Below are 14,507 nucleotides of genomic sequence, written 5' to 3'. Positions count from 1 at the left end.
GCCACATAGCCACGCCATGAACGACGCCAGCCGCTCCACCGCCCCGCCGCCGCGCTCGCGCAAGAAGCCGCGCGCCTGGCTGCAGGCGCGTCCGGCGCTGGCCATCGATGCGCTGCCGCCGGCGCTGGCGGCGCTCGAGCCCGCCGCCGTGCACGTGGTCTATGCCGACGCCACGCCCGCCTGCGACGCGCTGTTCTGGCAGAGCGCGGCACGGCTGCTGCGCGCGCGCACCACGGTGCTGTCGCCGCGCGAGCCGGCCGAAATCGCCGACATGCTGCGCGCGCACGGGCTCGACATCGAACGCTCGCGCACGCTGCATCCGCGCGCCAATGTCTGCACGCTGCGCGGCGTGCCCGACCGTTCCGGCATCGGCGTGCTGACCGAAGCGCTGCAGGCCGTGGTGGACCAGTGCGGCGCACAGGGCAGCCAGTTCCTGGTGGGAGGCGCGCAGGGGTATTTCCGCTGGGACGACCCGGTCGCGCTGGCCGATGATGGCGAGCTGCTGGCGCAATGGTGCAGCGCCAACGGCTGCGGCGTGCTGCTGGTGCTCGAGCCGCCCGGCGGCGCGGCGGCGCTGCAGCTGCCGTCGCTGGCCGGGTTCCACCGCCATTTCGCCGGCGTGGCGCGGCTGGCGCAGCAGTATGGGCACTTTGTCTGGGAAGTCGGCTTCTGGCGCCACAAGGACGCGATCCTGCCGCCTGAGGTGGTGCCGCTGCGCTTCTCGCCGGCCGACCATGGCCTGGTGGCCGGCAGCGGCGCCGACGACGCCATCGCGCCCGGCGAGGCGCCCACGCTGCTGGCCCCCGACGAGGACCGCATCATCGTCAGCCGCGCAGCCGTGCTGCGCGAACGCTGGATCCCCGCGCACTGGCAGGTGGTCGACGACAACGCCGCCGCGGTGGCCGCCGCCGCCGGTGCGGTCGCTGCCACCGTGGTGCTGCACTACGGCCAGATCGCCGAGCTCGAGACCCTGGCCGGCCAGGTGCACCAGCTGCGCCACGACGGCGGCAAGGCGCTCAAGATCGTGGTGCGCGAGGACCATGAGATCCTGCGCCAGCGTTACGAGCTGCTGATGATGACGCTGGGTGCCAGCCTGGTGATCCACCGCAACACGCCGTTCGCGCGCGTGCAGACCATGATCGAGGCGATCCAGGGCCAGGTGTTTTCGCGCCCGATCCTGCCCGACTACAAGAGCGCGCTGTCCGCGGTGGTGGCCACCGCCGCCACGGGCTACGTGCCGCCCGCCGACTTGATCTCGCTGGTGCGCACCACGCTCGAGCGCAGCAGCGTGATCCGGCTGCCGCACGTACTGCTGGAGCTGCCGCTGCTGCCCGAGGTGGCACATGTCGACGCGCTGCGCGCGTGCCAGATGCAGGATGCCGGCGACCTCTGTACCGCCGGCAGCAACGCGGTCTACGCCTTCTTCTTCGCCTGCCGCATGGAGAACGTCGAGACCGCGTGCCGCCATGTGTTCGTGCGGCCGATGTCCGAGCTGTTCGGCGGCGAGCTGCGCTGCGGCGATCCCGAATCGATCCTGGGCTCGCTCAAGCGGCTCGAAGCCGATATCGCGCAGCGCCCGGTGCAGGACTACAGCGGCTGGCTGGCCAGCCAGCCCGGGCCGTCGCCGGTGGCGGCGCCGGCGGAACTGCCGCCGCAGGACGCGCCGATCCCGCTGCCAGCGACCTCGCGCGCGCGCCGCGGCCGGCGCGCGCAGCCGCAGGCTTTTGCCATCCCGCTGAAGCGGCAACGCTAGGCAACCCGACAGGAAACCACCATGGACTTGTTTCTCGGCTATTTCATCTGGGGACTGATCCTGGCAGTGCCGGTGGCCTGGGTCGTCTGGCACTTCCGGCTGCTGCGCCTGCTGCCGCGCTGGCGCCTGCCGCGCGCGCGCCGCGCGGTGCGGCTGCCGCCCCAGCTGCAGCCGGTGGTGATCCGCGGCCGGCGCTGGCGCGAAGCAAGCGGAGAGCGCGAATGAAGACCGTAGCCATCGTCTCGACCGTTGGCGGCGCGGGCCGCACCACCGTCACCGCCGAGCTCGCCACGCTGCTGGCCTGGCACGGCCATCCGGCGCTGGCGGTCGAATGCGACCCGCGCGGGCTGCTTGGCTTCCACTTTGGCCTGCGCGCGCCGGCCGGCGCGGGCTTGTGCAACACCGCCAACTGGAATGAAGCGGGGCAGCGCAGCGATGACGGCGTGCTGTTCGTGCCGTGGGGCGATCCCGGCAGCGCCGCCGAGCAAGGGCGCATGGCCGAGCGGATGGAGCGCGATCCGCACTGGCTGCGCGGCCTGCTGGCCCAGGTAGACCTGCCCGCCAATGCGCTCGCGCTGGTCGACAGCGCGCCGTGGCCGTCGCCGTATGCGCGCCAGGCCATCGCGGCGGCGGATCTCGTGCTGGTGCTGGTGCCGCCCCAGCCGCAGACCTGCGCCACGCTGCCGCCGCTGCGCGCGGCGCTGCGCGAGACCGGCGCCGCAGTGGCCTGGGCGGTCACGCGGCTGCAGCCGGCGCGCCAGCTCCATACCGATATCTCGGTGCTGCTGCGCGCCACGCTGGACGGCGACCTGCTGCCGTATGAAGTGCACGAGGACGCCGCCGTGCCCGAAGCCTTTGCCCGCGGCGAGAGCTTTTGCCGCAGCACGCCCTACTCGCAGGCGGCGCATGACCTGCAGGGGCTGGCCTCGTGGGTATCGGGCTGGAGCCTGCTCGCCGCGCGCGGAAAGGCCGGCCCCGACAGCGTGCGCGACATGGGCGCCCGCTCCATGGCCACCGAGGCCGGCCAGACATGATGCGCGCGCTGCTGCCCCTGCCGTTGCGCCGGCGCGCGGCCGACTGGCTCCAGGCGCTGCGCCACGCGCTCGCGCGCGAGCTGGGCGTGGCCGCCGAGGCTCCGGTCAGCCTGTGGCTGCTGCGGGTGTTCTTCCGCACCCCGCCGCGCGGGCGCCCTGACGTGGCGCTTCTCACCGCCAGCTGGGCGCGGCGGCGCCTGCGCCAGCGCCTGGACATCCCGAGCCACCAGCACGGCGCGGGCATCTGGCTGCGCCGCGCGCTGCTGCGGCCGCCAGGCGCGCTGGCACCGCTCGCCGCCGACGTGCACCAGCGCCGCAAGCCGCAGCCGCCGCCCGAGCCCAGCGCGCTGCGGCGCTGGTTCCGCGGCTGGCTCGAACCGGTCTACTTCCGCGCCAAGCGGCTGCGCCGGCGGATCCTGGCGCGGCTGCCGGGCATCGACTGGAAACGCGTGGGACTGCGTCTCGAGTCGCTGTCGCCCACCTTGTCCGGCGTGCCGTGGCTGATGCCGGCACTGCTGTCGCTGGCCGCCGCCGCGGGCATCCTGATGTGCACCACGCCGCTGCCACTGCGCGACCAGTTCCTGCTGGCCATGCTGATCATCGTCGGCCTGCTGGTGCTGCGCCGCATCCCCGGACGCGCCGCCACGCTGACCATGGCCGCGCTGGCGGTATTGATGGCCGGCCGCTATATCTGGTGGCGCATCACCACCACGCTGCAGTTCGAGAACGTGCCGGAAGCCGTGTTTGGCTACCTGCTGTTCGCGGCCGAGCTCTATACCTGGATCGTGCTGTTCCTCGGCTACGTGCAGACCATCTGGCCGCTCAACCGACAGCCGGCGCAGCTGCCGCCCGATCCCGCCACCTGGCCCACTGTCGACGTCCTGATCCCTACCTACAACGAACCGTTGCGGGTGCTGCAGCCGACCGTCTACGCCGCGCTGGGACTGGACTGGCCGCAGGAAAAGCTGCGCATCTACATCCTCGACGACGGCGCCCGCGACGAAGTGCGCGACTTCGCGCGCGACGCCGGCGTTGGCTACCTGGCGCGCACCGAGCACGCCCACGCCAAGGCCGGCAATATCAATTCGGCACTGCGCCACACGCAGGGCGAGTACGTCGCGATCTTCGATTGCGACCACATGCCGGTGCGCTCCTTCCTGCAGATGACGATGGGCGAGTTCATCGCGGACCCCAAATGCGCAATGGTGCAGACGCCGCACCATTTCTTCTCGCCGGACCCGTTCGAGCGCAACTTCGACACCTTCCGTCGCGTGCCCAATGAAGGCAGCCTGTTCTACGGGCTGATCCAGGACGGCAACGATTTCTGGAATGCCACCTTCTTCTGCGGTTCGTGCGCGGTGATCAAGCGCGCGCCGCTGGAAGAAGTCGGCGGCATCGCGGTGGAGACCGTGACCGAGGATGCCCACACCGCGCTGAAACTGCATCGCCGCGGCTACAACAGCGCCTACATCCGCATCGTGCAGGCCGCCGGACTCGCCACCGAGAACCTGGCCGGCCATATCGGCCAGCGCATCCGCTGGGCGCGCGGCATGGCGCAGATCTTCCGCATCGACAATCCGATGTTCGGCAAGGGCCTGCACCTGTTCCAGCGCCTGTGCTACACCAACGCGATGCTGCATTTCTTCTATGGCATACCGCGGCTGATCTTCCTGACCATGCCGATCGCGTACCTGTATTTCGGGCTGCATGTGATCCACACCTCGGCGGTGCTGATCATGGCCTACGTGCTGCCCTACCTGTTCGTCGCCAACGTCACCAACTCGCGCCTGCAGGGACGCTACCGGCATTCGTTCTGGGCAGAGGTCTATGAATCGGTGCTGGCGTGGTACATCGTGCTGCCGACCACGATGGCGTTCATCAACCCGAAGCTGGGCAAGTTCAATGTCACGGCCAAGGGCGGACAGATCCGCGAGGAATACCTGGACTGGACCATTTCCAAGCCTTACCTGGTGCTGCTGGCGCTGAATACGATCGCGCTGCTGCTGGGCTTCGGGCGGATCCTGTTCGATCCTGCTTTCGAGCCCACGGCGATCATCATGAACCTGGGCTGGGCGCTGGCCAACCTGGTGATGCTGGGCGCGGCCATCGGCGTGGCGCGCGAGGCGCGCCAGGTGCGCGTGTCGCACCGCATCCCCATGCGCGTGCCGGCGACGCTGCTGCTCCCCGACGGCCGCACGCTCGCCTGCAAGACCGAGAACTATTCGCTCGGCGGACTGGGCCTGGCGCTGCCGGTGGAAGCGAAGGTCGAGCCCGGGACGCACGTGGGCGTGTGCCTGTCGCGCGGCACCCGCAGCTACCATTTCCCGGCGGTGGTGACGCGCAATGTCGAGCGGCAGATGGGTGTGCGCTTCGACGGCATGGACGCGCGCACCGAGCAGCAACTGATCCAGTGCACCTTTGGCCGCGCCGACGCCTGGATCCACTGGATCGACGAACAGCCGGTGGACGTGCCGCTGCGCGGCCTCAAGGAAGTCATCGAGATGGGTTACCAGGGGCTGCTGCGGCTGGTCGATGCGTTCCGCGGCGCCGCCACGGCGCTGGCCGGGCGCGTGCGCCCGCGCCGGCTCTGACCTCAAACACAACGGAAACGCGGCAACGCCACGCTTCGGACAATGGGTATCTGGAACCTCTACTTTATCGCCAAGCTGTACCTGTTCTATCTCGGCCGGCTGCATCCGCAATGGCTGCTGAACCTGCTGTTCGCGCTGCTGCTGGTGGTGCGCATCCGCCATCCGGCGCTGTCCGCGCTGCGGCATGTGCTGGCGGTGGTGGCGGGCGCCGCGCTGATGTACCGTGAATCGGACCTGCCGCCGTTCTCGCGCGTGGTTTCGCAGTTCACCAACCTGCAGGCGTTTACGCCCGCGTACATGCTGGAACTGGCGCAGCGCGTCGTCACGCGCGAGATGCTGCTGGTTGCGCTGGCGGCGCTGGTGATCTTCTGGCTCGTGAACCGCTGGGTGCGGGTCACCACGCTGGTGCTGGGCGCGCTGGTGGCGGTGCCGCTGTGGCAGGCGCTGGACGGTGCCGGCGGCCCGGGCGGCATCGCAGGCGCCCGCGCCGGCACCGCGACCGCGGCACTGACCACAGGCGCGGCGCTGGCCGGTGGCGGCGCCGAGGTCGCCGCAAGCGGCCCGGATGCCCGGCTGGCCGCGTTCCGCAACCAGGAAGCGCTGCGCCAGGTCAGCTTCCCGCGGCTGGCGGCCACGCCCGACAAGTCCGAGGCGTCCAACCCGCAGTACGACGTGATCGTGCTGCATATCTGCTCGCTGTCATGGGACGACCTCGACACCGCGCGCGCGCGCGACAACCCGCTGCTGCAGCGCTTCGATTTCCTGTTCACCAATTTCAGCTCCGCGGCCAGCTACAGCGGCCCGGCGGCGATCCGCGTATTGCGCGCGGCCTGCGGCCAGCCCGAGCACAAGGCGCTGTACGAGCAGGCGCCGGGCCAGTGCCACTTGTTCCAGGCGCTGGCGCATGCGGGCTTCTCCACCCGCATGCTGCTCAACCACGATGGCCACTTCGACAACTTCCTGAAGGAGGTGCAGAAGGAGATCGGCGTCGACGGCGTCGCGCCGCCTCCCAACACCGGCCTGCCGGTGGCGATGCGCTCGTTCGACAACTCGCCCGTCATCGGCGATTTCGACGTGCTGCAGCGCTGGTTCCGCGATCGCCAGCAGGCCGGCGGCGGGCCGCAAGCGCTGTACTACAACTCCGTGACGCTGCACGACGGCAACCGCATGACCGACAACCGGCTGTCCAGCCTGGAGTCCTATCCGCTGCGGCTGTCGCGGCTGCTGGGCGACATCGACAAGGTCATCGAGATGGTGGCGCAGTCGGGCCGGCGCGCGGTGATCGTGTTCGTGCCCGAGCATGGCGCGGCCTTGCGCGGCGACGCCAACCAGATCGCCGGCATGCGCGAGATCCCGACCCCGCGCATCATCAACGTGCCGGTGGGCGTCAAGCTGGTGGGGCTGCCCAGGCCCAACGACCGTACCGTCACCATCGATGCACCGACCAGCTACCTGGGCTTGTCGCAGCTGCTGTCCAATCTGATTGCCGGGAACCCGTTCACCGCGCAGGCGCCGCCTCTGGCCACCTACGCCAGCGACCTCCCCCAGACGCAGATGGTCGGCGAGAACGAAGCCACCGTGACCATGCGCGAAGGCAACGGCTATGTCGTGCGCACGCCGGACGGGGTCTGGATCGAGGGCAAGCCATGAAGCCGGCCAATGCACGCGGGCTGCCGCTGGCGCGCAGCGATATCGACGTCCTGGGCAGCGAGGTCGACGGCTTCGACCCGCGCCGCTACTTCGACCACCAGGAACTGCGCGCCGCGCGGGCGGCGGCGCGGCGCTGGCCGCTGCTGGCGAGCCTGCTGGGGTATGACGCGGAGGCGCCGCGGCGCGACGCGCCTGACCGGCGCTGAACGCCGCGGCCAGCCCGCGCGCCTTCCACACCCATGCCGTTGGCCAGCTTGACCCAGTCCAGGTCCGGGTTGCCGATGTCCAGCATGTCGAGCGCAGACCTCTTCGGGCCGTGCCAGCACATGCGAGCGGCCGGTGGTAGGTGGCCTGGTCGCCGATGATGTTGACCACCGGCGTTTGCGCCCGGCGCGCGTTGTGCAGGTTGGCCAGGCCGTTGGCGAGGCCTGGGCCGCAATGCAGCAGCGTCGCGGCGGGCTTGTCGGCCATGCGTGCATAGCCATCGGCGGCGCCGGGTGACCACGCCTTCGAACAGGCCCAGGACGCAGCGCATGCCCGGGATGCGGTCGAGCGCCGCGACGAAATGCATCTCGCTGGTGCCGGGGTTGGCAAAACAGGTGTCCACGCCGTTGGCCAGCAGGGTCTTGACCAGGCTTTCGGCGCCGTTCATCGCTTGTTGATTGTCCATGTCTCGGTGTGCGGGCTGGCGGGTTGTCACCGCCGACGATATCAGCGTACGCGGCATGTCACAGGGTAGCTCCGCCGCATGTCACACCATGCACCTCAGCGCTGCGCATCCGGCCAGAATGCCACCATGCCCCAACCTCCCCGGGGCAGGCGCGGCTGCCGCCTGCAGCCCTTTCAAGGAGTCAACACATGTTGATGCGAGACGTGATCCCCCAAGTCCTGAACCACGCAACGGCGATGCCGGAGCCAGGCTCGCTCGATGCGGGCGGACACAAGACCTTCCACCATGCAATCGACATCTACCTCAAGGATTCCAATGCCTTCATGAATACGTACTTCGCGCGCTATTTCGAATGGCAGGGCATCTGCCGCGAAAGGTGGTTCCATGAATGCATCCACGACAACCTGCTTGCCGCGGGCGGCGTCTTCGTGACCAAGCGCGCGCATCAGGAGTATGTCGAGGAGACCTTCCCGTTCCAGCGCGTGGACTGCTACCTGAACACCTTCCAGGTGCGCCGGTGCTCCGCCTACCTGCTGTTCCGCTTCTGCGTGGGTGGCAAGCCGGTATCGCTGGGTTACCAGCAGATCGTGTTTGCCGACCGGAAGAAGCGCATATCGCGCTTCCCGGCGGGGATCATCGAACGGGTGAAGGAATACGAGCTGGCGTTGCCTGAGTTTGCCAGCTGAAGCCGTGGCGGCGCGGCCTGCGCCAGTGTCCGCCTGATATCCGCTGAACCGCGGTAAGGCGTTGCTGCAAGACCCGTACCGCCGGTGTGGTTCAGCCGGCGGTGCGGGTCCGCAGCCGGCTGTCGGCCATCGGGATGAAGCGCGGCAGCCGCAGCGTGAAGGTGGTATGCACAGCAGGGATCGATTCGCACTCGATGCGGCCGCCGAAGGCCTCGATCACGCGGCGGCAGAAGGCCAGCCCGAGGCCGGCGCCGAGGCCATGCGCCTTGGTCGAGAAAAACGGCTCGAAGATGCGCGGCAGCACGTCGGCCGCGATGCCCGGGCCGGTATCGCGGAAGCGGATCACATGGTGCTGCCCTTCGGTCGCGCCCGTGATGTCGATGCGCCCGCCGCCGGTGGCGCGGATCGCGTGCAGCGCATTCTTGAGCAGGTTGAACAGCACGTAGACCAGCAGCGTGTCGGAGCCGACAAAGCGCCAGCCGGCATCGATGCCGCGCACATGCACGCAGCCGCGTTCGTCGCCCTGGAACGGGTAGCGGTCCAGCGCCGCATGGACACAGTCGGCAATGCCGTGCGGCGCGAAGGTGCTGCGGTCCAGCCGCTCGAGCGTGACCGAGGCCAGCGCCATGTCGATCACCGTGCTGGTGCCGTCGACCTCGCGCGTGATCGCGCCGACCAGGCTCGACACGCGCTCGAGCTGCCCCGGGCGCATGCGGTCTTCGCACAGGCCCTGCTCGACCGCCAGCTGGTAGCCCTGCAGCACCTGTGGCCAGGTGCGCGCCAGCTCCTGCGCTTGCATGCGGATGGTCGCCAGCGGCGTGCGCACTTCATGCGCGACCGTGGCCGCCAGCGAATAGGGATGCATCAGGTCGTAGCGCACCACGCTGACGGCCAGCATGCCCAGGCTCGCCGCCACGAACACCACGCCAGGCGGGTAGAAGGCCACGCCGTAGTTGACCAGGTAGTCGACCGCCGCCAGCGAATACAGCGCCACCGCCACCAGGCACAGGTTGTAGCGCTTGCGGCGTTCGGCGGCGGCGTTGCGGCGGGCCTCGGCCAGGATCCACGCGCTGCGGATCGCCACCAGCATGGTCTGCGCCAGGTGCAGCGGATGCAACGGCCCGGCCTTGGGATAGTCGCCGAAGAAATAGGTGTAGTAGCCCGACACCACCTGCCCGGTGGTCAGCAGCAGCACCGCCAGCACCAGGCTGACCCCGTAGGACGCCAGCAGCAGCGGCCGCTCCTGGCGGCGCTCGGTCACTTCGGCGATGAAATGGTAGAACGTCGTCGGCAGGAACAGGATGAACAGGTAACCCAGGCGGGCCAGCAACAGCGCCACGTCGGGGTGCGTGGCCTGGTACAGGAAGACCCACGTTCCCTGCCAGGCAAAGGTGGTCACGCACAGCAGGAAGAACGATGCCGACACGCGCGTGACGCCCTTGGTCACCAGCACGTAGAGGCCGTAACCGAGGAAGGTGGACGAGACGAAGGCAGGCAGGGCAGCGTACATGCGCAATGCGGGTACAGGCCGGACAGGAAAGACAGCCGGACAAGCCGGACAAGTCAGCAGGTGTGCGGCGGGAGGTTGGCGCCTGTCCCTCGCACGCTGCCGCGAGGCGACATGTTATGACGCCTGCGCGTGATGCGTGCTTCATTTCTTTGCATACAGAGCTAACGTCTGCTTAATGCCACGTGGACCACTCCCCACATCATGGGGGTATCCAAGCTCTACTCCTGCAAAAACCAAGGCGGGACGCCCTGGGGCGTCCCGCCTTTTGCTGCCGTGACAAACCGGCTTACCAGCGCGTGTCGTTCTCCCACGCCTTCATCTCTTCCTCGGCGCGCTCCTTGGAGTAGCCATAGCGCTCCTGGATACGGCCGGCGAGCTGGTCCCGCTTGCCATTGATCTGCGCGATGTCATCGTCGGTGAGCTTGCCCCACTTTTCCTTGATCTTGCCCTTGGCCTGCTCCCACTTGCCTTCAATCTGGTCCCAGTTCATGGTGTGCTCCTTCATGCGGGGCGGACGGCGCCGCGCGCGGTGCCCGCCCGTCTTTGCGTCGATGAGTCCGCCAACGGCTGGCGGGCGGCCCGGCTGGGCCATGCCGGCGAAGACGCCGGCACGTGCTTGCTTGCGGCTTACTTGCCGTACTTAGCCTTTACGTCAGCCTGGCACTTGTCCTTGGTATCGCCGGACATCGCATCGCAACGTTCCTTGTCGGCCTTGTAAGCGGCGTCCATGGTGTCCTTCTTGGCATCAGCGCGGGCTTCCGCCACATCGGTGCGCGAGCCGGTCGCCGCGGCCTTGTCGACCTTGGCGGCGGTCAGGGCTTTTTCGTGGGCAGTCTTGGCGTCCTTCTTGCAAACGTCCTTGTCATTGCCCTTCTTGTCGTCGCACATTTCCTTGGCGACGTCATAGTCACGATCGGCCTTCACTTTCTCGGCCTTGGCCATGGACTTCTGCGTGCCGTCGCGCCGGGCTTCGGCCTGGGCCTTGGTCACGTCGCGGTCGCGCTTGGCCTCTGCCTTGCAAACGTCCTTGGCGTTGTCCTTCATGCCGTCGCACTTGGCGGTGGCAGCCTTGTAGTCCGCGTCAGCCTGCTTGGCCGCGGCGTCGTAGTCGGCGCGGGTGCCGGTGGCGGCCGTGGTGGATGGCGGCGTGCCAGGTGCCGTCGCTTGCGCCAGGGCATAGCCCGCGGGGGCCGCGACCATCATCGAACATACTGCTGCTGTCAGCCATTTCTTCATCATGTCGAGCTCCTTTCCAGTTGAATGCGTAGTCGTACGCATAAGGGGCCGGCGGCGATGCGCTGCTGGCCACGCCGTATGTACAGCGTAGGCTGCAGGGGTGATGGCAAGCAGGCGTTGGGCTCCGAAAGGCGCGTCAGACTATTCCGACATCAGGGTCCGGGGGCGGCACTTGCGGGAGATCGCGCGTGAAGAAGGCTGCCCTGTACCGCTCGCGGAACAGGGGGCACACCAACCTGAAAACTTCAGCCCGAGATCGACGGCGTCAGCTTGTTCTCGTCAGGCGCTTCGCCTTCTTCGTCCGGCCAGTTGCGGCCGACCATCCATTCATACAGCGTCGGCAGCACGATCAGCGTCAGCACCGTGGCGGTGATCAGGCCACCGATGATGACGATGGCCAGCGGGCGCTGCGTCTCCGAACCGATCGCGCGCGAGATCGCCATCGGGAACAGGCCCAGCATTGCCAGCAGCGGGGTCATCAGCACCGTGCGCAGCCGGTCCATCGAGCCGGTCAGCACGGCCTGGCGCACCGGCATGCCCTCATCGCGCAGCTGGTTGAAGTAGGTCACCATCACCACGCCGTTCAGCACCGCCTGGCCGAACAGCGCGATAAAGCCGATCGCCGCCGATACCGACAGCGGGATGCCGGTCAGGAACAGCGCGAACACGCCGCCGATCAGCGCGAAGGGGATGTTCGAGATGATCAGCGTCGCGCTCTTGAATGACTTGAACGCGTTGAACAGCAGCAGGAAGATCATCAGCACCGACAGCGGCACCACGATCGCCAGCCGCGCCATGGCGCGCTCCTGGTTCTCGAACTCGCCCGACCAGCTGATCTTGACGTCGTCGGCCTTGACGTTCTTCTTCACCAGTGCCTGCATGTCCTTCACCACGCTGCCCATGTCGCGGTCGCGGATGAAGATGCCGATCGAGGTGGTGCGCTGGCCGTTCTCGCGGCTGATGTTCATCGCGCCCGACGCCGCGCGGAAGGTCACCAGCTGCGACAGCGGCACCTGCGCGCCATCGGCGGTCTGCATGAAGATATGGGGCAGGTTGGGCAGCTCGCGCTCGGACGGCTTCAGGCGCACCGCCACGCTGAAGTGGCGCTCGCCTTCCCACAGCTCGGTGGCGGCCTTGCCGGCCAGCGCGGTTTCCATCAGGTCCTGCACGTCGGCCACGTTGATGCCGTAGCGCGCCGCCTGGGCGCGGTCGAACTCCAGCACGTACTGCGGCAGCTCGCCGTCGCGGTCGATGAAGGCGCGCATCACGCCCTTGACCGACTGCACGTTGGCCAGGATCTGGTCGGCCACCTTCTTGTTCTGCTCGAGGCTGTCGCTCTGCACCTTGATGACGATCTGGCCCTTGATCTGCGAGATGCTTTCCAGGATGTTGTCGCGCACCGGCTGCGAGAAATTGGGCTCGATGCCGGGCAGCTGGCGCAGGTTCCTGTCGATCTCGCCGATGATGGCGCGCTTGTTGAAGCCATCGCGCCACTGCTTCTCGGGCTTGAGGTCGACCAGGATCTCGACGGTGTTGATCAGCTTGGGATCGGTGCCGTCATCGGGGCGGCCCACCTTGGAGATGGTGCTGTTGACCTCCGGCGTCTTGCGGATGACGCTGCGCAGCAGCCGCGCCTGGTCGCGCGCCTCGTCGATCGAGACCGAGGCCGGCAGGTCGAAGCTGACCCACATCGAGCCTTCGTCCAGTTCCGGCAGGAACTCGCTGCCGAGGAACTTGCCCACGCCCACCGTCACCAGCAGCAGGCCCAGCGCAGCGCCAATCACCAGCTTCTTGTGGTCCAGCGCCCAGCCCAGCATGGGCTCGTACAGCCGCTTGCAATGGCGAACGATGAAGTTGTCGTCGTGCGCGATGTTCTTCGTCAGCAGCAGGTGGCACAGCAGCGGCACCAGCGTCAGCGAGATGATCAGCGAACCGATCAGTGCGCCCGTCACGGTATAGGCCATCGGGGCGAAGATCTTGCCCTCGTGCCGCTGCAGCGTGAAGATCGGGATGTGCGCGGCGATGATGATGACCATCGAGAACACGGTCGGGCGGCCCACCTCGGTGGTGGCCTGCAGGATCGCGTGCAGCCGCGCCTTGCTGTCGCGGATCTGCTGCTCCTTGAGTTCGCCCAGCCGCTTGAAGATGTTCTCGACCACGATCACTGCGCCATCGACGATGATACCGAAGTCCATCGCCCCCAGTGACAGCAGGTTGGCCGGGATGCCGACCCAGGTCAGCCCGATGAAGGTCGACAGCAGCGCCAGCGGGATCACCAGCGCCACGATCGCGGCGGCGCGCACGTTGGCCAGGAACAGGTACAGCACCGCCATTACCAGCAGCGCGCCCTCGACCAGGTTGCCGAACACCGTGTGCAGCGTCTTGTCGATCAGCGTGGAGCGCTCGTAGTACGGCACGATCTTCACGCCCTTGGGCAGGATCTGGTCGTCAAGCAGGTCGATCTTCGCCTTCAGTGCCTCCAGCACCGCCGACGGGTTCTCGCCCTTGCGCATCACCACGATGCCCGAGACGATGTCCTCTTCGTCGTCCTGGCCCATCAGGCCCTGCGGCGGCGCGCTGCCGACCTTGACGTCGGCGATGTCCTTGACCAGGATCGGCGTGCCGTTGTTCTCGGCCACCACCACGTTGGCGATGTCGGCCGAGGTGCGGAAGCTGCCCAGCGAGCGCAGCAGGAACTGCTGGCGCCCGTGCGCCACGGCGCCGCCGCCGGCGTTGGCGTTGGCGCGCTGCAGCGCGGTAAACAGCTGCGACAGCGAGATCCTGGCGTCGCGCATGCGCGCGAGGTTGGGGTTGACCTCGTACTGCTTGATGGTGCCGCCGATCGTCACCAGGTCGGCTACGCCGGGCACCTGGCGCAGGTTCTTCTCGACCACCCAGTCCTGCAGCGTGCGCAGTTCCTGCGGCGTATAGCCCTTGCCGGTGAGGCGGAAGCGGAAGATCTCGCCGATCGCGGTCGACAGCGGCGCCAGGTCGGGATGCACGCCGTCGGGCAGGTCGACGCTGCGCAGCCGCTCCAGGATCTGCTGGCGCGCGGTCACGTCGGTGGCGCGGTCATTGAAGGTCACCATCATGAACGACAGGCCGAACTGGGTGTGCGAGAACACCCGCACCGCGTTGGGCGTGCCGGCCAGCGCGGTCTCGATCGGGATGGTGACCTGCCGCTCGACTTCTTCCGCGGCGCGGCCGGGGTACAGCGTGATGACGTTGACCTGGATGTCGGAAACGTCGGGGAAGGCCTCGATGGGCAGGTTCTTGAACGCGGCCAGGCCGCCGCCGACGAAGATTAGCAGCCCCAGCCAGACAAAAAGCTTCTGGTGCAGGGCAAAGCTGACGATGCGCGAGATCATGTGGCGGCC

The 14,507-nt window shown here is 68.1% G+C and carries 11 protein-coding genes and 1 pseudogene; 7 read left to right on the top strand and 5 right to left on the bottom strand.

All coding sequences use genetic code 11. The features are described 5' to 3' along the window. Positions 1-16: 16 nt before the first annotated feature. From bcsE to bcsR, 6 genes are read left to right on the top strand one after another with little or no spacing between them, the layout of a single operon-like run. Positions 17-1,753, top strand: a complete 1,737-nt coding sequence (bcsE, locus tag J8I34_RS21355) for a cellulose biosynthesis protein BcsE (RefSeq protein ID WP_209806920.1) — start codon at positions 17-19, stop codon at positions 1,751-1,753. A 21-nt stretch (positions 1,754-1,774) separates the two neighbouring features. Then, entirely contained in the window at positions 1,775-1,978 is a 204-nt protein-coding gene (locus J8I34_RS21350; protein WP_029047114.1) for a hypothetical protein, read from the top strand. Beyond that, on the top strand, positions 1,975-2,787 hold the full coding sequence (bcsQ, locus tag J8I34_RS21345; RefSeq protein ID WP_209777148.1) for a cellulose biosynthesis protein BcsQ: 813 nt from the start codon (positions 1,975-1,977) through the stop codon (positions 2,785-2,787). Before J8I34_RS21350 ends, bcsQ begins: the two co-directional genes overlap by 4 nt. Beyond that, complete coding sequence (bcsA, locus tag J8I34_RS21340) at positions 2,787-5,378, top strand: UDP-forming cellulose synthase catalytic subunit (RefSeq protein WP_209806965.1); 2,592 nt, start codon at positions 2,787-2,789, stop codon at positions 5,376-5,378. Before bcsQ ends, bcsA begins: the two co-directional genes overlap by 1 nt. 42 nt (positions 5,379-5,420) lie before the next feature. Beyond that, positions 5,421-7,028 carry a cellulose biosynthesis protein BcsG gene (gene bcsG / locus J8I34_RS21335; RefSeq protein WP_209806919.1) on the top strand — a complete coding sequence of 536 codons (1,608 nt, stop codon included), beginning with the start codon at positions 5,421-5,423 and terminating at the stop codon, positions 7,026-7,028. Next, complete coding sequence (gene bcsR / locus J8I34_RS21330; RefSeq protein ID WP_029047111.1) at positions 7,025-7,234, top strand: BcsR/BcsP family cellulose biosynthesis protein; 210 nt, start codon at positions 7,025-7,027, stop codon at positions 7,232-7,234. The genes bcsG and bcsR overlap by 4 nt, the downstream gene beginning before the upstream one ends. A gap of 124 nt (positions 7,235-7,358) precedes the next feature. On the opposite strand, the pseudogene J8I34_RS21325 reads toward bcsR, so the two are convergent. Further along, a pseudogene (locus J8I34_RS21325) lies at positions 7,359-7,680 on the bottom strand (thiamine pyrophosphate-binding protein); the annotation flags it as partial. A gap of 206 nt (positions 7,681-7,886) precedes the next feature. Between J8I34_RS21325 and J8I34_RS21320 the strand changes: the two are divergent. Further along, entirely contained in the window at positions 7,887-8,384 is a 498-nt protein-coding gene (locus tag J8I34_RS21320) for an acyl-CoA thioesterase (RefSeq protein WP_029047109.1), read from the top strand. 91 nt (positions 8,385-8,475) lie between these two features. On the opposite strand, the gene J8I34_RS21315 is transcribed toward J8I34_RS21320, so the two are convergent. From J8I34_RS21315 to J8I34_RS21300, 4 genes are all read right to left on the bottom strand, one after another. Further along, positions 8,476-9,894, bottom strand: a complete 1,419-nt coding sequence (locus tag J8I34_RS21315; protein ID WP_029047108.1) for a sensor histidine kinase — start codon at positions 9,892-9,894, stop codon at positions 8,476-8,478. Between the two features lie 286 nt (positions 9,895-10,180). Then, the gene (locus tag J8I34_RS21310; RefSeq protein ID WP_029047107.1) at positions 10,181-10,384 is read right to left on the bottom strand and encodes a CsbD family protein; all 204 of its coding nucleotides are present in this window, start codon (positions 10,382-10,384) and stop codon (positions 10,181-10,183) included. 137 nt (positions 10,385-10,521) lie between these two features. Further along, positions 10,522-11,133, bottom strand: coding sequence for a hypothetical protein (locus J8I34_RS21305; protein WP_029047106.1), 612 nt, complete (start codon positions 11,131-11,133; stop codon positions 10,522-10,524). Positions 11,134-11,375: 242 nt separating this feature from the next. Then, on the bottom strand, positions 11,376-14,498 hold the full coding sequence (locus tag J8I34_RS21300; RefSeq protein WP_209806918.1) for an efflux RND transporter permease subunit: 3,123 nt from the start codon (positions 14,496-14,498) through the stop codon (positions 11,376-11,378). Positions 14,499-14,507 lie beyond the last annotated feature (9 nt).

The sequence above is a fragment of the Cupriavidus phytohabitans genome, assembly GCF_017815025.1.
Lineage (GTDB): Bacteria > Pseudomonadota > Gammaproteobacteria > Burkholderiales > Burkholderiaceae > Cupriavidus.
Note: the sequence above shows the minus strand (reverse complement) of the source record. Positions and strands in the feature narration are given on the sequence as shown.

Bases quoted from the DNA above. Each gene is read 5' to 3' on its own strand.
- bcsE (WP_209806920.1), top strand. From the start codon at position 17: ATGAACGACGCCAGCCGCTCCACCGCCCCGCCGCCGCGCTCGCGCAAG.
- J8I34_RS21350 (WP_029047114.1), top strand. From the start codon at position 1,775: ATGGACTTGTTTCTCGGCTATTTCATCTGGGGACTGATCCTGGCAGTG.
- bcsQ (WP_209777148.1), top strand. From the start codon at position 1,975: ATGAAGACCGTAGCCATCGTCTCGACCGTTGGCGGCGCGGGCCGCACC.
- bcsA (WP_209806965.1), top strand. From the start codon at position 2,787: ATGCGCGCGCTGCTGCCCCTGCCGTTGCGCCGGCGCGCGGCCGACTGG.
- bcsG (WP_209806919.1), top strand. From the start codon at position 5,421: ATGGGTATCTGGAACCTCTACTTTATCGCCAAGCTGTACCTGTTCTAT.
- bcsR (WP_029047111.1), top strand. From the start codon at position 7,025: ATGAAGCCGGCCAATGCACGCGGGCTGCCGCTGGCGCGCAGCGATATC.
- J8I34_RS21320 (WP_029047109.1), top strand. From the start codon at position 7,887: ATGTTGATGCGAGACGTGATCCCCCAAGTCCTGAACCACGCAACGGCG.
- J8I34_RS21315 (WP_029047108.1), bottom strand. From the start codon at position 9,894: ATGTACGCTGCCCTGCCTGCCTTCGTCTCGTCCACCTTCCTCGGTTAC.
- J8I34_RS21310 (WP_029047107.1), bottom strand. From the start codon at position 10,384: ATGAACTGGGACCAGATTGAAGGCAAGTGGGAGCAGGCCAAGGGCAAG.
- J8I34_RS21305 (WP_029047106.1), bottom strand. From the start codon at position 11,133: ATGATGAAGAAATGGCTGACAGCAGCAGTATGTTCGATGATGGTCGCG.
- J8I34_RS21300 (WP_209806918.1), bottom strand. From the start codon at position 14,498: ATGATCTCGCGCATCGTCAGCTTTGCCCTGCACCAGAAGCTTTTTGTC.